Source organism: Streptomyces sp. NPDC055966 (genome assembly GCF_042269865.1).
Lineage (GTDB): Bacteria > Actinomycetota > Actinomycetes > Streptomycetales > Streptomycetaceae > Streptomyces.
In genome coordinates this window covers 298,117-315,199 of the sequence record NZ_JBHJYK010000009.1, presented here as the reverse complement: position 1 = coordinate 315,199, position 17,083 = coordinate 298,117, and the positions used below count along the sequence as shown (strand labels likewise).

The window sequence follows — 17,083 nt, the reverse complement described above, 5'->3', positions numbered from 1 at the left end:
GCCCTGCTGAGGGGCTCGGCCGTGTGAAGGCACCGACCTGACTCTTCGCGTCACGGAGCCTTCGCATGCCATTCGACATCCTCGCCACCGTCCAGCACGACGAACTCGGCGCGGAGCGTGCCCGATGAGGCCGCAGCTGGTGATCGTGGGAGCCGGCCCGCGCGGGACCGGCCTCCTGGAGCGCATCGCCGCCAACGCCCCCGAGCTGTACGCCGACACGGGCCTGGACATCCATCTGGTCGACCCCCACCCGCCGGGCGGCGGCCGCATCTGGCGCCAGGCGCAGTCGCCGCTGCTGTGGATGAACTCGCACGCCGAGGACGTCACCATGTTCACCGACGACACCGTGGCCATGGACGGCCCGGTGCGCGAGGGCCCCACCCTGCACGAATGGGCCGGACTCGACGGCGGCACCTTCGCCGACCGGCAGCTCCAGGGCCGCTATCTGCGCCACGTGTACGAGCGCGCGCTGGCCGAACTGCCCGAGGGCATCACCGTCCACCACCACCCCCGGCGCGCCCTGCGGGTCAGCGGCCCGCGCGACGGGCGCCAGCAGGTGTGGCTGGCGGGCCGGTCCCGCCCCCTCCTCGCCGACCTGGTGATCCTCACCCTCGGCCACCTCGACGCCGAACTCGACGACGAGCAGGCCGCGTTGGCGGCGCACGCCCGCGAGCACGGCCTGGTGCACCTGCCGCCCGACTTCACCGCCGACACGGACCTGTCCCCGCTGCGCCCCGGCGAGCCCGTGCTCGTGCGCGGCTTCGGTCTCGCCTTCGTCGACCTGATGGTCCTGCTCACCGAGGGCCGCGGCGGCCGGTACGAGGGCGACACCTATCTCCCCTCGGGACAGGAGCCGGTGCTGTACGTCGGTTCGCGGCGCGGAGTGCCGTACCACTCGAAGATCGGCTACGAGTGGACCGGCGACCGGCCCCCGCTGCCCCGCTTCTTCGGCCCCGCCGAGGTCGAGGAACTGCTCGCCCGGCCGACCGGCCTCGACTTCCGGCGCGACGTGTGGCCGCTCGTGGAGAAGGAGCTGGGCTTCGCCCACTACCACCGGCTGTTCACCGCCCACGCCGGACGTACGGCGATGGCCTGGGCCGACTTCGAGGAGAAGTACGCGGCCGCCGCGGGCCCCGCCGAGATGCGGGCGCTGGTCGCCGCCGCCGTACCGGACCCGGCCGACCGGCTCGACCTCGGCGCGCTCGACCGTCCGCTGGAGGGAGTGCGGTACGCGTCGCACGAGGCGTTCCAGGAGGGGCTGCGCGGGTACGTGGAGAATGACCTGATACGACGTCATGATCTCTCGCACAGCGCGGACTTGGGGGTGTTTCTCGGTCTGCTGTCCGTCTACGGACAGATGGTGCGGCTCGGGAGCACCGGGTCCTGGTGGCACGGGTTCTTCAGCTATCTGGCGTCCGGCCCGCCCGGACCCCGGCTGCGGCAGATGCTCGCGCTGTCCCGGGCGGGACTGCTCCGCTTCGTCGGCGCCGACATGACCGTGCGGGCCGAGGACGGGGTGTTCCGGGCCGCCAGTCCCACCGTGCCGGGCTTCTCCGTCGAGGCGCGGGCGCTGGTCGAGGCCCGGCTCCCCGACCCCACCGTCGGACGGGCCCGCGACAGTCTGCTGCGCGAACTGCACGCCGACGGCGCCGCCGAGAACCCCGAGGGACTGCTCCGGGTCGACCGCGGGGACGGCCGCGTCCTCGACACGGCCGGGCGCCCGCATCCCCGGCGCTTCGCGCTCGGCCCGTACACCGACGCCCGTACCTCCGGCGCCTTCACCCGGCCGCGCACCGGCGGGCCCGCGTTCCGGCAGAACGACGCCACCGTCCGGGCGGCGCTGGGAATGCTGCGGAGCCTGGCCGGGCGGGCCGCCGCCTGAGCCGGCTGCCCCGACCCGGTAACGACCGTCAACGACCAGTAAGGGAACCCTTCATGAGTGTCATGGCCGCGGGCCGGTACCGGCCGGGGCTGCTGCACCTCGCCGCCGGCATCGATCTGCCGGGCTCCTTCGACGCCGGGGCCTACCTCGAACTGGCCCTGCTCGCCGAGCGGGGCGGGCTGGACTTCGTGACGCTGGACGACCCCCTCGGCCGGCCCGGGCCCGACGCGCTGGACGTGCTGTGCCGGGTGGCGCCCGCGACCCGCCGGATCGGCCTGGTCCCGACGGTTCCCGCCGCCCGCGCCGAGCCCGTCCGGGTGCGGGACGCCGTGGTGACGCTGGACTGGGTCAGCGGCGGGCGGGCCGGCTGGAGGGGCGATGTGTCCGGGAAGCAGGGGGAGGCGGAGGAAGGGGAGTCGTTGCGGGGGTGTTGCGTGCGGGTGGTCGACGCCACCGAGCGGCACGGCCGCGCCGTCGCCGCCCGGTGCGCGGACGTGGCCCTGGTGCGGGTCTCCCGTCCGCAGGAGGCCGCCGTCGTCCGTGCCGAACTGCGGGAGCTGGCCGCCGAGTCGGGGCGCGCGCCGGACGCGCTGCGGGTGCTGGTGAGCCTGCTGATCGACCTCGGCGACGGGGAGTACGCCGCCGAGCCCGGATCCGGCGGCGGAGGCCCCCGGCCGACCGTGCGCGGCCCGCTGTACCGGGGCGGACCGGTCGACCTCGCGGAACTGGTCGCCGGCTGGCACGCCGACGGTGCCGCCGACGGCTTCCACCTCGTGCCCGTCGAGCCGCGCCGTGACCTGGAGCGGCTCGTCAACGGCACGGTGGGGCTGCTCCAGCACCGCGGCCTGTTCCGCACCTTCTATCCGGGCAGCACGCTGCGCGACCACCTCGGGCTCGCCCGGTCCGCTCGGCAGTACGTCATGACCGGGGGAACGCCGGACGGCGCACCGGAGGGGCGGAGCGCTTCGTGTAAAAGCGGTTTAAATTTCTACGGCTGAAAGGCGCCCTTGTGGCGACCGGTCGTTCGGCCGAATACTCCCCCTCAGCGCTTGTCGGGGGCATGTGTGTTCGGAATCCCGGGCCTGTCCCTGGCTGCGCCTCACGGGCCCCGACCCCACGCGGGCCCCCGACTTCCCTTGGAGGGAACGAAAAGTGAGGATCAAGCGCACCACTCCCCGCAGCGGTACGGCGAGACGGACCCGGCTGATCGCCGTGGCGACCGGTTTCCTGGCCGCAGCGGCGTTCGCCGCCCCCACCGCGAACGCCAGCGACGTCCACACGTTCAGCGCGACCCAGCTCACCAGGGCGAGCGACTCCGTCCGCCAGGCCGACGTAGCCGGTACGGCCTGGGCGGTCGACAGCAGGACCGGACATGTCGTGGTCACCGTCGACAGCACCGTGTCCCAGGCCGAGATCGCCAGGATCAAGCGGCAGGCCGGTGCCGAGTCGGACGCGCTCACCATCAAGCACACCCCGGGCAAGTTCAACAAGCTGATCACCGGTGGCGACGCCATCTACGGTGGTGCCTACCGCTGCTCGCTCGGGTTCAACGTGCACAGCGGCAGCACGTACTACTTCCTCACGGCCGGCCACTGCGGCCAGGTCGCCTCCACCTGGTACAGCAACTCCAGCCACAGCACGGTGCTCGGCACCAATGTCGGCTACAGCTTCCCGGGCAATGACTTCGCGCTGGTCCGGTACACCAACTCGGCCGTCGCGCACCCCAGTTCGGTGGGCAGCCAGTCCATCACGAGCGCGGCCACGCCGTCCGTGGGCACGACCGTCTACCGCCGGGGTTCCACCACCGGTACGCACAGCGGGCGGGTCACCGCGCTGAACGCCACCGTCAACTACGGCAGCGGGGACATCGTCTCCGGGCTCATCCAGACCACCGTCTGCGCCGAGGGCGGCGACAGCGGCGGTCCGCTGTACGGCGGGTCCGTGGCGTACGGGCTGACGTCCGGTGGCAGCGGTGACTGCACCTCCGGCGGTACGACGTTCTTCCAGCCGGTGACCGAGGCGTTGAGCTACTACGGGGTCACGCTGCCGTAGCGTCCCTGGTTCCGGTTCCGGCTTCGGCTTCGGTCTCCAGAGCCCCTGCGGGCGTCCCGCCTGCGGGGGCTCTGTTTCGGCCATCACGCTCCGAGCAGTGCTACTCGCTCGTAGTGTTTGCAGTGCGAACCTCCTGGCGTGACGGTGGACGGTCGAAGCGGTGGGGTGCGCGGGGCTTCTCCGTGCGCGTCCTGAAGTCAACCTTGTGTGCTCCCTGTGCCGTTCGGAAGAGTGGGCGCTCGTCAACCAGCCTTCCGGCCCGTCCAGGTCCCCACAGCCCGCGGGCCGTCCCCCCACAGGAGGACGTGAGTTGAAGCACCGACGCATATCCGGGCGGCGGGCCGCCGTGGCCGGCGCGGGAATCGCCGCGCTGGTCGCCGCGGGTGTCACCTTGCAGAATGCGAACGCCAGCGAACCGGTGAAGTCCGCTCCGGAGGCGCGAGTTCTCTCCGCTCCCGCGGCTGGAAATCTCGCCTCCACGCTGCTGAGCCATCTGGGCTCCGATGCCGCCGGGAGTTACTACGACGCCCGGGCGAAGAGCCTCGTCGTCAACGTGCTCGACCAGGGGGCCGCCCGGACGGTCGAGGCGGCGGGCGCCAGGGCGAGACTCGTCGGCAACTCGCTCGCCGCACTCGACGGCGCGCGGACCACGCTGAAGAAGGACGCGACCATCGCCGGTACGTCCTGGGCGACGGACCCGGTCAGCAACAAGGTCGTCGTCACCGCGGACAAGACGGTGTCCGGGGCGCAGTGGGCCAAGCTGGGCAAGGTGGTCGACGGGCTCGGCGCAAAGGCCGAACTGAAGCGGTCGAAGGGGGAGTTCAAACCCTTCATCGCCGGCGGTGACGCGATCAGCGGGTCGGGCGGGCGCTGCTCGCTCGGGTTCAACGTGGTCAAGGGCGGGCAGCCGTACTTCCTGACCGCCGGGCACTGCACGGCGGACATCTCCGCCTGGTCGGACGCCGGCGGCAAGGAGATCGGGCAGAACGCCGAGTCGCACTTCCCGGGCACCGACTTCGGGCTCGTCAAGTACACGGCGGACGTCGCGCACCCGAGCGAGGTCGACCTGTACGACGGGTCCACCCAGAAGATCACCGGGGCCGCCGAGGCGACGGTGGGGATGAAGGTCACCCGCAGCGGGTCCACCACCCATGTGCACGACGGGACGGTCACCGGGCTGAACGCCACCGTGAACTACCAGGAGGGGACCGTCAGCGGGCTCATCCAGACCGATGTGTGCGCCGAGCCCGGTGACAGCGGCGGGTCGCTGTTCTCCGGGAGCAACGCCATCGGGCTGACCTCGGGAGGCAGCGGCGACTGCACCTCCGGTGGTGAGACGTTCTTCCAGCCGGTCACGGCGGCCCTGTCGGCCACCGGGGCGCAGATCGGCTGATTCGTACTTCTCGCGGAGCCCCGTCCCCCGGGTGGTGGGTGGCGGGGCTCCGGCATGCCCCGCGGTCCTGGCGGGCGGGCGTTTGTGCAGGTGGGAGGCGATCGAACGGATGTCGTACACACGTTCGAGAATGGAGGTATGGTGGGGGTGGAAGTAGGGAACTGATGTTCGAGTGCGGGAGGTGCGTGTGCCGGGCTTCGCGCATCTGCACACCGTCTCCGGGTTCTCCCTGAGGTACGGGGCCTCCCATCCGGAGCGGCTGGCCGAGCGTGCCTCGGAGCGGGGCATGGACGTGCTCGCACTGACGGACCGGGACACCGTCGCGGGGGCCGTGCGCTTCGCCAAGGCCTGCGCGGGGGCGGGCGTGCGGCCGGTTTTCGGGGTGAACCTCGCGGTGGCTCCGGCGCGGGCGCCGCGAGGCGAGCGGCGCCGTGTCCCGGTCCGTGGCGGCGCCTTTGTCGATGAGTCGATGCCCCGGATCACCTATCTCGCCCGGGCCGGCGCCCAGGGGTGGGCCGACCTGTGCCGGCTCGTCACGGCCGCGCACAAGAGCGCGGACACCCCTCGGCTGACCTGGCCCGACAACCACGGCGACGGGCTGACCGTGCTGCTCGGGCCCGGCTCCGACGTGGGGCGCGCGCTGGCCGCGGGGCGGCCGGACCGTGCGGCCGGGCTGCTCGCCGCCTGGCGTGAGGTCTACGGGGACGCGCTGCGGCTGGAGGCCGTCTGGCACGGGCGTACGGGGACGGGGACCGGCTCGCTGCGGCTCGCCGCCCGTACCGTCGGCTTCGCCGCCGAGCAGGGGGTGCGGCCGGTGCTGACCAACGCGGTCCGGTACGCCGACCCCGGCCAGGGCCCGGTCGCCGACGTGCTGGACGCCGCCCGGCGGCTGGTGCCGATCGACCCGACGAAGGAGCTGGACTCCGGGGAGGCCTGGCTCAAGGGGGCGGGGGACATGCTGCGGGCGGCCGAGCGGATCGTGGAGGCCGCGGGCTACCGGCGCGACCTCGCCCACCGGCTGCTGGAGCAGACCCGGACGACGGCCGCCGAGTGCCTGGTCGACCCCGAGGACGACCTCGGGATCGGTACGGTCCACTTCCCCGAGGCCCACCTCGTGGGTGCCGGGCGGCGGACCGCCCGGCGGGCCCTCGCCTCGCGGGCGGCGGCGGGGATGCTGCGGCTCGGGTACGGCGGGCGGCGTGCGTACTGGGAGCGGATGCACGACGAGCTGGACATCATCGACCACCATGGTTTCGCTTCCTATTTCCTGACGGTCGCCCAAGTCGTGGACGACGTACGGGAGATGGGCATCCGGGTCGCCGCCCGTGGCTCCGGCGCGGGGTCGTTGGTGAATCACCTCCTGGGCATCGCGAACGCCGACCCGGTCGAGCACGGGCTGCTGATGGAGCGCTTCCTGTCGAAGGAGCGCGTCGTGCTGCCCGACATCGACATCGACGTGGAGTCGGCGCGCCGGATCGAGGTGTACCGCGCGATCATCGGGCGTTTCGGCGAGGAGCGGGTCGCGACGGTCGCGATGCCGGAGACCTACCGGGTCCGGCATGCCGTCCGGGACGTGGGTGCCGCCCTGTCGATGGACCCGGAGGAGATCGACCGGGTCGCCAAGTCCTTTCCGCACATTCGGGCCCGGGACGCGCGGGCCGCCCTGGAGGAGCTGCCCGAACTGCGGCAACTGGCGGGCGAGAAGGAGCGGTTCGGGCGGTTGTGGGAGCTGGTCGAGGCGCTCGACGCCCTGCCGCGCGGGGTCGCCATGCATCCGTGCGGGGTGCTGCTGTCCGACGCCTCGCTGCGCGCCCGTACGCCGGTGGTGCCGACCAGTGGCGAGGGACTGCCGATGTCGCAGTTCGACAAGGAGGACGTGGAGGATCTCGGGCTGCTCAAGCTCGATGTGCTGGGGGTGCGGATGCAGTCGGCCATGGCGCACGCCCTGGCCGAGGTGGAGCGGGCCACCGGGCAGCGGGTCGACCTGGACGCGGTGCCGGCGGGGGACGCGGCGACGTACGAGCTGATCCGGTCCGCCGAGACGCTGGGGTGCTTCCAGATCGAGTCGCCGGGGCAGCGCGATCTGGTGGGGCGGCTGCAGCCGAGCACCTTCCATGACCTGGTCGTCGACATCTCGCTGTTCCGGCCCGGGCCCGTCGCCGCCGACATGGTGCGGCCGTTCATCGAGGCACGGCACGGGCGGGCGCCCGTGCGGTATCCGCATCCGGATCTGGAAGAACCGTTGCGGGGGACGTACGGCGTCGTCGTCTTCCACGAGCAGATCATCGACATCGTCGCCATCCTGACCGGGTGCGGGCGGGGCGAGGCCGACCGGGTGCGGCGGGGGCTGTCCGACCCGGAGTCGCAGGGGCGGATCCGGGTGTGGTTCGCGCAGCGTGCGGCGGCGAACGGGTACGACCTGGAGACGATCCGGCGGACCTGGGAGATCGTGGCGGCCTTCGGGTCGTACGGCTTCTGCAAGGCGCATGCCGTGGCTTTTGCCGTGCCGACGTATCAGTCGGCCTGGTTGAAGGCCCATCACCCGGCGGCCTTCTATGCCGGGCTGCTCACGCACGACCCGGGGATGTACCCGAAGCGGCTGCTGCTGGCCGACGCGCGGCGGCGGGGGGTGCCGATCCTGCCGTTGGACGTGAACGTGTCCGGGGTCGCTCATCGGATCGAACTGGTGTCCGAATCGGGGGTGTGGGGGGTGCGGCTCGCCCTGTGCGATGTGCACGGGATCAGCGAGGCGGAGGCGAAGAGGATCGAGGACGGGCAGCCGTATGCCTCCCTGGTGGACTTCTGGGAGCGGGGGCGGCCCAGCCGGCCGCTGGCCGGGCGGCTCGCCCAGGTCGGGGCGCTGGACGCGTTCGGCGCCAACCGGCGTGATCTGCAACTGCACTTGACCGAGCTGCAGCGGGGGGCGCGAAGCGGTGGCGGTGGTCAACTGCCCCTGGCCGGTGGGCGCGGGACCGCCCCGGCCGGACTGCCGGATCTGTCGGATGCCGAGCGGCTCAGCGCCGAGCTCGGGGTGCTGTCCATGGACGCCTCGCGGAATCTCATGGACGACCACCGGGAGTTCCTCGGGGAGCTGGGCGTGGTCTCCGCACGCCGGCTGCGTGCGGCGCGGCACGGGGAGGCCGTGCTGGTCGCGGGCGCCAAGGCGGCCACCCAGACCCCGCCGATCCGGTCCGGCAAACGGGTCATCTTCTCCACGCTGGACGACGGCACGGGGCTGGTCGATCTCGCGTTCTTCGACGACTCGCACGACGCCTGCGCCCACACCGTCTTCCATTCGTGGCTGCTGCTGGTCCGGGGCGTGGTGCAGCGGCGCGGGCCGCGCAGTCTGAGCGTGGTGGGTTCCGCCGCCTGGAACCTCGCCGAACTGGTCGAACTGCGTGCCGAGGGCGGGCTGGACGTGGTGGCCGCGCGGCTCGCGGAGCCGGTGACCGGGGGCGGTGACGGAGCCGGCGACGGGGACGGCGACGGCACGGGCGGGCGGCGGATCCATCTGCCCACCGGATACGAGATGCATCCGTGGGCCGACCTGCGCCCCGCCGGGCAGGAGGCCGCGCAAGGGCCCGCGGCGATACGGAAGTTGTGGCACCAGAGTCCGGGGAGTGCGGGATGACCATCCTCTGCGTACGTTTCCAGCTGCCGCCGATGTACGAGGCGGCCCTGCCGGGGCTGCTCGGACTGCTGGAGGACTTCACCCCCGTCGTCGAGGCGCTGCCCCCGGACGGGGCGCTGGCCGATCTGCGCGGTGCCCAGCGGTACTTCGGGCGCGGTGCCGTGGAACTGGCCTCGGTGATCCGGGTGCGGGCCCTCGCGCGGTACGGCGTCGACTGCGCGATCGGCGCGGGGCCGGGGCCGATGCTGGCCCGCGTGGCGCTGCGCGACGCCCGGCCCGGGGTGACGTGTGCCGTGCCGGAGGACCCGGACGCCGTCGCGGACTTCCTCGCCGGGCTGCCGGTGTCCGCGCTGCCCGGCGTCGGCGCGGCGACCGCCCGCACCCTGTGCGAGTACGGCCTGGACACCCTGGGACTGGTCGCCGCCGCCCCGCTGTCCACGCTCCAGCGGCTGATCGGCGCGCGGGCGGGCCGGGAGCTGCGGGAGAAGGCGAACGGCGTCGATCGCGGGCGCGTCGTACCGAACGGCGTCTCGCGGTCGCTCGTCGCCGAACGGCCCTTCGAACGCGATGAGGTGGACCCCGACCGGCATCACAGGGCGCTGCTGTCGGCCGCCGGGGAACTGGGTGCCCGGCTGCGCGCGCTGGAGAAGGTCTGCCGCACCCTGACGCTCACCGTGCGCTACGCCGACCGGTCCTCGACCGCCCGCAGCCGCACCCTGAAGGAGCCCACCGCGCACTCGGCGGCCCTGACGCGGACGGCCTGTGGCATGTACGAGGCGCTCGGCCTCCAGCGCGCCCGGGTCCGCGCGATCGCCCTGCGCGCCGAGGGCCTGACCTGCGCCGACCAGGCCTCCTACCAGCTCACCTTCGACCCCGTGGACGAAAAGGTCCGCCGCATCGAGGAGGTCGCGGACCGCGCACGCGCGAAGTTCGGCCCCAGGGCGGTGATCCCGGGGTCACTGGCGGCGTGACTCCGTTCGGCCGGGTGTCAGTTGGCCCAGGGCGGAGCGATGCGGGTGCCGTCGGCGAGCTCCGCCTCCAGACCGACGGAGGTGGTGACCCAGGAGATCGCCGTGTGGCCGGACGGATTCTCCACGGCGAGGGTCGCGCCGGCGTTGACGATCACGGTGTCCCCCGCGCCGATGCGGTCGGTCCGGCCGTCGAGGGTGATCAGCAGGTCGCCGACGAGCAGATGGAAGATCTCCTCCCGGGTGACGGTGTGCGCCGGGGCCTTGGTCCCCGGAGGAATCTCGCCGCGCCAGGCGCACAGTTCTCTGCTTCCGGTGAGCGGGGTCGCGTACGAGACGAAGCGGGCGCCGTGGATCTCGTGGGACACGGCCTGGGCGGAACGGACGACGGGCATGGCTGTGCTCTCCGTTCGGAAAGTGGTCAAGCTGCTTGACTATATGGTCAAGCGGCTTGATCGATCCGTCAAGGGTGTTTCAATGCCCCCGTGCAGAACTCCGACGCCATGGCCCTGTCCGCCGCACTGCTCGCCGCCGCGGGCGACCTCACGCAACGCATTCACGAGGGGGTCCTGGCCCGGGGGTTCGCCGATCTGCGGCCCGCCCACGGCTTCGCCTTCGCGCGGCTCTCTCCGGACGGGGCCACCGTCAGCGACCTCGCCGCCCATCTCGGCGTGACCAAGCAGGCCGCGAGTCAGCTGGTCGACGAGATCGTGCGCAAGGGGTACGCCGAGCGCCGGTCGCATCCGCGGGATGCGCGTGCCCGGTTGGTCGTGCTGACCGAGCGTGGCCGGGACTGCACCCGGGCGGCGGAGCAGGCGGCCGCCGAGGTGGTGGGCGGATGGGCCGAGGTGCTCGGGGAGCGGGAAGTGCGCCTGCTGGGGGACCGGTTGGCGCGCGTCGCGCCGGGCGGGCCGATCAGGCCGGCCTGGTGACGGAGTGTCGGTTCCAGTGATGTTCCACCGGTGCTGGAAGGTTTTTACTGGCGCGTAACTTCACACTTGCGCTACTCGCCCGTAACTTGACGAGTGAACAGCGTCCTCGTGATCCGGATCACAGGGTAAGGCCGTCGCACCTCCCTTGAGCCGCAAGGAGATCACTCGATGCTGCCCTGGAAGCGAGCCCTCAGACCCCTCGCCGCACTGCTGCTCACCACCGCCGTCGCCGTCGTGCCGGCCGCCACCGCGCACGCGGCCGACTCCGCCCCGAGCACCGGCTGGAACGACTTCAGCTGCAAGCCCTCCGCCGACCATCCCCGGCCGGTCGTCCTGGTGCACGGCACCCTGGGCAACTCGGTCGACAACTGGCTCTCCCTCGCCCCCTACCTGGAGGCCCGCGGATACTGCGTCTTCTCCGTCGACTACGGCCAACTGACCGGCGTCCCCGTCTTCTACGGCCTCGGCCCCATCGACAAGTCGGCCGGCCAGCTGTCCGCCTTCGTCGACAAGGTGCTCGCCGCGACCGGCGCCGCCAAGGCCGACCTCGTCGGCCACTCCCAGGGCGGCATGATGCCCCGCTACTACCTGAAGTTCCTCGGCGGCGCCGCCAAGGTGAACGCCCTCGTCGGCCTCGCCCCCGACAACCACGGCGCCACCCTCAGCGGCCTCACCAACCTGCTGCCGTACTTCCCCGGCGCCTCGGACCTGATCAAGGCCACCACCCCCGGCCTCGCCGACCAGATCCCCGGCTCGGACTTCCTCACCAGGCTCAACGCGGGCGGCGACACCGTCCCCGGAGTGCACTACACCGTCATCGCGACCAAGTACGACGAGGTGGCCACGCCCTGGCAGAGCCAGTACCTGAGCGGCTCGGACGTCCACAACGTCCTGCTCCAGGACCTGTGCCCGCTCGACCTCACCGAGCACGTCGCGATCGGCCTGTTCGACCGCATCGCCTTCCACGAGGTGGCGAACGCGCTGGATCCGGCCCACGCGAGCGCCACCACCTGCGCGTCGGCCCTCAGTTGACGCGCGCCGGAGCCTGTCCGACCTGAGCCGCCGGACAGGCCCCGGAACCCTCAGCGGCGGCCCGTCGCCCGGCGCCGCACCGACAGGAACAGCGCGGCCGAGCCGAGCGCCAGTGCCGCCGCGCCACCGAGCGCCAGGTAGGTGGTGCCGGTGGACGCACCGGTCTCCGCGAGGTTCCGCGAAGTGCCCGCGGCCTCGGGCGCGTTGGCGGTGCGGGGCGGGGCGGCCGCGTCGCCGCCGTGGCCGTGGTGGCTCATCGTCGACTTGCCGGCACCCGCCGCGATCTGCCGGTCGGTGGGGGCGGAGGCGGCCGGGGCGGGGGCGGTGCCCGTACCGCCCGCACTGCTCGTGCTGCCCGTGTTCTCCGTGGCGCCGCCGAAGTCGACGTCCGAGCAGGAGTAGAACGCCTCCGGGCTGTCCGAGCGCTGCCAGACCGCGTACAGCAGCTGCCTGCCCGAGCGCTCGGGGAGCGTGCCGGAGAACGTGTAGAAGCCGCCCGAGGCGACCGGGTCGGTGACCGTCGCCACCGGGTGCGCCAGATCCAGTTCGGACCAGGCCAGCGGCTTCGCCGGGTCGTAGCCGGGCTTGGTGGAATAGACCGTGAAGGTGCCCTTGTGCGGGGCCGTCACCCGGTACTTGAAGGTGTACGACCCGCTGTGCACGCGCGTCGCCGGCCAGTCGGCGCGGGCCAGGTCCAGGCCCTTGAACTCCTCGTTGTCCGCACTGCACAGCCTGCCGTCCGGGATCAGCTGCCGGTGCCGGCCGGCCGCGTCGCCGATCCGGATGCCGTTCCAGTCGTACAGCGCCTGGGTGCCGCCCGCCGCCACGGCCGCCCTGCACGCGGCCGACCTCGGGCTCTCCGGCCCCTCGGCGTAGCACTGAGAGACCCGGCTGACCGGATCGCCCATCGAACCGTGCGCGGACGCGGGCGCGGCGGCGAGTGCCAGCGCGGTGCTGCCGAGGGCGGCGACGACGGCGACCTTGCGGCGTGCGGGCATGGGGAACTCCTCGAACGGTCCTCGGGGGCGGGCTGGATCCCGTGGGGGCGATCCGACGCTAGCCCCAAGAATCCGAAAAATCGCCTGCTGGGGGCGGGCGGGGGAGATCCTTATGGCGGCGTTAAGGGAGTGCTCAGACTGCGCTGAGGCAGATAGCGTCCACGCCATGACGAACGACGAGATCAGGCCCGCCCGGGCCGCCGACGCACCGGCCGTGAAGGCTGTGACCGACGCGGCCTACCGTCACTACATCGAACGCATCGGGGTGGTGCCGCAGCCCATGGAGGCGGACCACGTGGCGGACGTGGCCGCGGGCCGGGTGTTCGTCCTCGGGGAGCCGGTGACCGGGCTCGTCGTCATCGACGCCCACGACGACCACCTGTTCCTCGACAGCATCGCCGTTCACCCCGACGCGCACGGCAACGGGGTGGGACGGCGCCTGCTGGAATTCGTGGACGCACGCGCGCGTGCGCTCGGTCTGCCCGAGGTCAGGCTCTACACGAACGCGATGATGTGGGAGAACCAGGAGATCTATCCGAAGTTCGGCTACGACGCGGTGGAACGGCGCGCGGACGGGCCGTACGACCGCATCCACTACCGCAAACGGCTGGGCTGACCACGCGCGGCCGGTCCGGTCAGCCGTCCGGCCACCAGGTGCGGGCGATGTCCTTGCGCACCTCCGGACGCCCCGCGGGGCGCTCCTCCGCCTCTTCGCGGATGCGGCGGCTGTCCGTCCTCTTCAGGGGCTTCTGCACGGTCGCGCGGCGCATGGCTGCCTCCTTCAGCACCTACCCGGTTCCGTGATGTCACGGAGGCAGACGCTTTCGGGGAGGGTTCCTCATCGGAGCCGGATTGTCAGTGGCGGGTGTCACTCTGTGGGCATGAGCGCTGTGGGCACGAACGAGATCGACTGGGACGCCGAGGCCGCAGGCTTCGACGACGAACCGGACCACGGGCTGCGCGACCCCGAGGTCCGCGCGGCCTGGGCGGCCAGAGTCCGCGGCTGGCTGCCCGGACACCCCGCCGACGTCCTCGACCTGGGCTGCGGCACCGGCAGCCTCGCGCTCCTCGCCGCCGAGCGGGGACACCGGGTGACGGGTGTCGACGCGTCCCCGGCGATGGTCGAGCGGGCCCGCGCCAAGCTCGCCGGGCGGGACGCGGCGGTCCTGTGCGGGGACGCCGCGGCCCCGCCGGTGGGCGAGCAGCGCTTCGACGTCGTCCTCGTCCGGCATGTGCTGTGGGCCCTGCCCGCGCCCGACCGGGTGCTGCGGCACTGGCGCGAGCTGCTGCGGCCCGGAGGCCGTTTCGTGCTGGTCGAGGGGGTCTGGGGGACCGCGCACCCCGTCGGCATCCCCGCCGGGCGCCTCACCGCCCTGCTCGCGCCGCTGAGCGCGGACGTACGCGTGGAGCGACTGTCCGGCGACCCGCTGCTGTGGGGCAGAGCCGTCGAGGACGAGCGGTACGCGGTGGTGGCGACCGTGTGAGCCGATCCGGGCCGGGCGCGTCTGCCTGCGCCCGGCTCCGGCTCAGCGGGTCAGGCCAGCAGGTCCGCGAAGCCGCCGGCGCGGGCCAGCGCCTCCAGCGTGTCCAGGGCCGCCACGGCGGCGGACGCGGCCCCGGGGTCCGCCTCCGTCAGTCCGCTCGCGGCGAACTCGTCCTCGTCCAGCCGTCGTACGTCGCTGCCGTCGGCGGAGCGCCACAGGTCCAGGTCGAGGTCCTCCACCACCAGCTCGGCGCCGGTGCGCACCGCCGGGCGGGTGATGTCGCAGTACCACCCCTTCACCGTGCCGTCCCCGGCCCGGACCTCCTTGACCGCGTACCAGCGGTCCCGCCAGAAGTACTCGGTGAAGACGTCGCCCGGCTCGAAGCGGACGAAGCCGAAGTCCCGGACCCCGGCGCCCGCCCAGGGGGCCCGTACGGCGATGCGCGTGCCGTCGTCGTGGAGCACCTCGGCCGGGTAACGGATCTTCGTACGGCCGCCCTTGACCAGTACGACCGTCAACCCGGCCGTCGGCTCAGACGAGTTCGCGGACATGGCGGACCTCCGTCGCACAGATCTCGTACCCCAGCGACGTGTTGATCGCCAGCATCGGGGCGTTTGCGGTGTCGTTGCCCGTCAGCGCGTCGGTCAGGCCGGCGGCGCGGGCGCGGTGCAGCGAGTCGGTCTTGGCCAGCTTGGCCAGGCCGCGCCGGCGGAAGGCGCGCGCGGTGCCCGTCATCGCGGTGACATAGCGACTGCCCCCGTCGGTGTACGCCACGCTGAAGGCGACCGGGCGGCCCCCGGCCACCACGACCGTGGTCAGCTCGCGGTCGAGCAGCGGATGCTCCCAGGATCCCGTGAGCCAGGCCTCGTAGTCGGTGAACTCGACGTCGACGTCGCCCGGTTCGTCGGACATCGTCTCCGCGTCCAGCCGGAACAGCGGCCGCGGGTCGTCCGCGAAGTCCGCGGCGGTGCGCAGTTCGACGCCCGGCGGGGGAGCGGGCAGGGGCGGCAGCGAGGCGTGGGCCAGGTCCAGCCGGAGGAAGTGGGCGGAGCGGCTGGCACGGTAGCCGCGCCTCTCGGCGAAGGCGCGGTTGGCCGGCTCGTCCAGCACCCACGCGAACAGCTTCGTCGCCCCGTGCGCCGCCAGATGCTCCTCGGCGGCCCGCACCAGCAGGTCGCCCGCGCCGCGCCGGGTCCGCTCCGGGTGGACATAGATGTTGAGCATGCCCTGGCCGGGTTCGGGGCTGTCGTGCGCCAGCATCACCTGGGCGGTGCCGATCACCTCGCCGTCCTCCTCCGCCACGAGGGACCGGGCCCAGGCCTCGGGAGGGGTGCGGGTGAGCGTGTGCAGGACGGACGCGGGGGTCCACAGGATGTACGGGAGGGCCTGATGCCGTACCCGGGTGAAGTCCTCGACGTCGGGCGGGTCACCAGGGCGCAGATCGCGCACGGTCACAGTCATGACAGGGGACCGTACGGACACACGTTCCGGTACGCCTCTCATTTTCCGGCGGGTGGGCCACGCCGGGTGCGGGACAATCGGGTCGTGAGCCTGAAGATCCGCATCGATGACAGCGCGCCCCCGTACGAGCAGGTGCGGGCGCAGATTTCCGAGCAGGCGCGGTCCGGGGTGCTGCCGGTGGGGTACCGGCTGCCGACCGTGCGCGGGCTGGCCGAGTCGCTGGGGCTCGCCGTGAACACCGTGGCCAAGGCGTACCGGGCGCTGGAGACCGACGGGGTGATCGAGACCCGGGGACGCAACGGCACCTTCGTGGCGGCCGCCGGCTCGGCCGCGGAGCGGGGGGCCGCCGCCGCGGCGCAGACGTATGTCGAGCACGTCCGGAGGCTGGGGCTGGACGAGCCGGAGGCGCTGGCCGCCGTGCGGGACGCCCTGCGGGCCGGTTACGGGAAGTAACGCGAAGGCGGGAAGCCTCAGTGGAGCCGGGCCGGCTCCGGTACGCGCGTCACCGTGAGACCCGCCCGCTGCGCCGCCCTCCCGAACGTCACCGCGTCCGCCACCGCCGCCCCGCCGGGGTCGTTGTTGAAGTAGGCGTACACATCACGCGCGTCGGACCAGGTCGTCGCGACGCGGTCCACCCAGGTCTCCAGGCAGCGGCGGCCGTAGCGGGGCCAGGGGTGGGCGCGGCCCTCGTGGAAGCGGACGTAGCCCCAGTCGGCGGTGCGCCACAGCGGGGTCGTCGGGTGGGCCTGCACGTCCGCCCAGCACAGCGCCGCGCCCCGGGCCGACAGGACCTGGCGCACCTCGGACGTCCACCAGGAGGCGTGACGGGGCTCGACCGCCACCCTCGTACCGGACGGGAAGCGGGCCAGACAGGCGTCCAGCAGCGCGGGGTCCGCGCGCAGGGTCGGCGGGAGCTGGAGGAGGACCGGCCCCAGGCGGTCACCGAGGCCCGCCGCGTGGGACATCAGCCGGTCGACCGGCTCGGCGGGGTCCTTCAGGCGCTTGATGTGGGTGAGATAGCGGCTGGCCTTGACCGCGACGACGAAGTCCGGCGGCACGCGCTCGCGCCAGGTCTCGAAGTTCTCCCGGGTCGGCAGCCGGTAGAAGGCGTTGTTGAGCTCCACCGTCGCGAAGAGCCGGGTGTACTCCTCCAGCCACAGCCGCGCCGGGACCCCGGCCGGATACACGAGGTCCCGCCAGTCCTTGTACTGCCAGCCGGAGGTGCCGACGAACAAGGTCACACCACCATC

The 17,083-nt window shown here is 72.8% G+C and carries 17 protein-coding genes; 11 read left to right on the top strand and 6 right to left on the bottom strand.

The window, feature by feature from the left end; all coding sequences use genetic code 11:
* The first annotated feature begins 124 nt into the window (after positions 1-124).
* From ACFC8N_RS21550 to ACFC8N_RS21525, 6 genes are all read left to right on the top strand, one after another.
* Positions 125-1,882, top strand: a complete 1,758-nt coding sequence (locus tag ACFC8N_RS21550; RefSeq protein ID WP_376289098.1) for an FAD/NAD(P)-binding protein — start codon at positions 125-127, stop codon at positions 1,880-1,882.
* Positions 1,883-1,935: 53 nt separating this feature from the next.
* The gene (locus ACFC8N_RS21545) at positions 1,936-2,880 is read left to right on the top strand and encodes an LLM class flavin-dependent oxidoreductase (protein WP_376289096.1); all 945 of its coding nucleotides are present in this window, start codon (positions 1,936-1,938) and stop codon (positions 2,878-2,880) included.
* Between the two features lie 154 nt (positions 2,881-3,034).
* A complete protein-coding gene (locus ACFC8N_RS21540) occupies positions 3,035-3,934 on the top strand; it encodes a S1 family peptidase (RefSeq protein ID WP_376289094.1) in 900 nt (299 codons plus the stop codon).
* A 310-nt stretch (positions 3,935-4,244) separates the two neighbouring features.
* Complete coding sequence (locus ACFC8N_RS21535; protein ID WP_376289092.1) at positions 4,245-5,327, top strand: S1 family peptidase; 1,083 nt, start codon at positions 4,245-4,247, stop codon at positions 5,325-5,327.
* A gap of 187 nt (positions 5,328-5,514) precedes the next feature.
* A complete protein-coding gene (locus ACFC8N_RS21530; protein ID WP_376289136.1) occupies positions 5,515-8,958 on the top strand; it encodes a DNA polymerase III subunit alpha in 3,444 nt (1,147 codons plus the stop codon).
* Entirely contained in the window at positions 8,955-9,929 is a 975-nt protein-coding gene (locus tag ACFC8N_RS21525; RefSeq protein WP_356022575.1) for a hypothetical protein, read from the top strand. Before ACFC8N_RS21530 ends, ACFC8N_RS21525 begins: the two co-directional genes overlap by 4 nt.
* 17 nt (positions 9,930-9,946) lie before the next feature.
* On the opposite strand, the gene ACFC8N_RS21520 is transcribed toward ACFC8N_RS21525, so the two are convergent.
* Positions 9,947-10,321, bottom strand: a complete 375-nt coding sequence (locus tag ACFC8N_RS21520) for a cupin domain-containing protein (RefSeq protein WP_376289090.1) — start codon at positions 10,319-10,321, stop codon at positions 9,947-9,949.
* A 90-nt stretch (positions 10,322-10,411) separates the two neighbouring features.
* Here ACFC8N_RS21520 and ACFC8N_RS21515 point away from each other — a divergent pair, with 90 nt between their 5' ends.
* Positions 10,412-10,858, top strand: a complete 447-nt coding sequence (locus ACFC8N_RS21515) for a MarR family transcriptional regulator (RefSeq protein WP_356022571.1) — start codon at positions 10,412-10,414, stop codon at positions 10,856-10,858.
* A gap of 168 nt (positions 10,859-11,026) precedes the next feature.
* Positions 11,027-11,890 (top strand): alpha/beta fold hydrolase, encoded by an 864-nt coding sequence (locus ACFC8N_RS21510; RefSeq protein WP_362819315.1) that lies wholly within the window; start codon positions 11,027-11,029, stop codon positions 11,888-11,890.
* Between the two features lie 50 nt (positions 11,891-11,940).
* On the opposite strand, the gene ACFC8N_RS21505 is transcribed toward ACFC8N_RS21510, so the two are convergent.
* On the bottom strand, positions 11,941-12,888 hold the full coding sequence (locus ACFC8N_RS21505) for a lytic polysaccharide monooxygenase (protein ID WP_376289087.1): 948 nt from the start codon (positions 12,886-12,888) through the stop codon (positions 11,941-11,943).
* Between the two features lie 166 nt (positions 12,889-13,054).
* Between ACFC8N_RS21505 and ACFC8N_RS21500 the strand changes: the two genes are divergently transcribed.
* Positions 13,055-13,504 carry a GNAT family N-acetyltransferase gene (locus ACFC8N_RS21500; protein WP_376289086.1) on the top strand — a complete coding sequence of 150 codons (450 nt, stop codon included), beginning with the start codon at positions 13,055-13,057 and terminating at the stop codon, positions 13,502-13,504.
* Positions 13,505-13,523: 19 nt separating this feature from the next.
* Here ACFC8N_RS21500 and ACFC8N_RS21495 read toward each other — a convergent pair whose 3' ends face one another.
* Complete coding sequence (locus ACFC8N_RS21495) at positions 13,524-13,658, bottom strand: hypothetical protein (RefSeq protein WP_256464732.1); 135 nt, start codon at positions 13,656-13,658, stop codon at positions 13,524-13,526.
* Between the two features lie 111 nt (positions 13,659-13,769).
* On the opposite strand from ACFC8N_RS21495, the gene ACFC8N_RS21490 reads away from it, so the two are divergent.
* Positions 13,770-14,372: a class I SAM-dependent methyltransferase gene (locus tag ACFC8N_RS21490; protein ID WP_356022561.1), complete on the top strand. Its 603-nt coding sequence runs from the start codon at positions 13,770-13,772 to the stop codon at positions 14,370-14,372.
* A 50-nt stretch (positions 14,373-14,422) separates the two neighbouring features.
* Here the strand turns inward: ACFC8N_RS21490 and ACFC8N_RS21485 are convergent, their stop codons facing one another.
* Both ACFC8N_RS21485 and ACFC8N_RS21480 read right to left on the bottom strand, forming a co-directional pair.
* A complete protein-coding gene (locus ACFC8N_RS21485; protein ID WP_376289083.1) occupies positions 14,423-14,923 on the bottom strand; it encodes a DUF402 domain-containing protein in 501 nt (166 codons plus the stop codon).
* Complete coding sequence (locus ACFC8N_RS21480; RefSeq protein WP_356022556.1) at positions 14,904-15,833, bottom strand: GNAT family N-acetyltransferase; 930 nt, start codon at positions 15,831-15,833, stop codon at positions 14,904-14,906. Before ACFC8N_RS21480 ends, ACFC8N_RS21485 begins: the two co-directional genes overlap by 20 nt.
* An 84-nt stretch (positions 15,834-15,917) precedes the next feature.
* On the opposite strand from ACFC8N_RS21480, the gene ACFC8N_RS21475 reads away from it, so the two are divergent.
* Positions 15,918-16,286 (top strand): GntR family transcriptional regulator, encoded by a 369-nt coding sequence (locus tag ACFC8N_RS21475; protein ID WP_356022554.1) that lies wholly within the window; start codon positions 15,918-15,920, stop codon positions 16,284-16,286.
* A gap of 17 nt (positions 16,287-16,303) precedes the next feature.
* Here ACFC8N_RS21475 and ACFC8N_RS21470 read toward each other — a convergent pair whose 3' ends face one another.
* Positions 16,304-17,074: a DUF72 domain-containing protein gene (locus ACFC8N_RS21470; RefSeq protein WP_376289080.1), complete on the bottom strand. Its 771-nt coding sequence runs from the start codon at positions 17,072-17,074 to the stop codon at positions 16,304-16,306.
* Between the last annotated feature and the right edge of the window lie 9 nt (positions 17,075-17,083).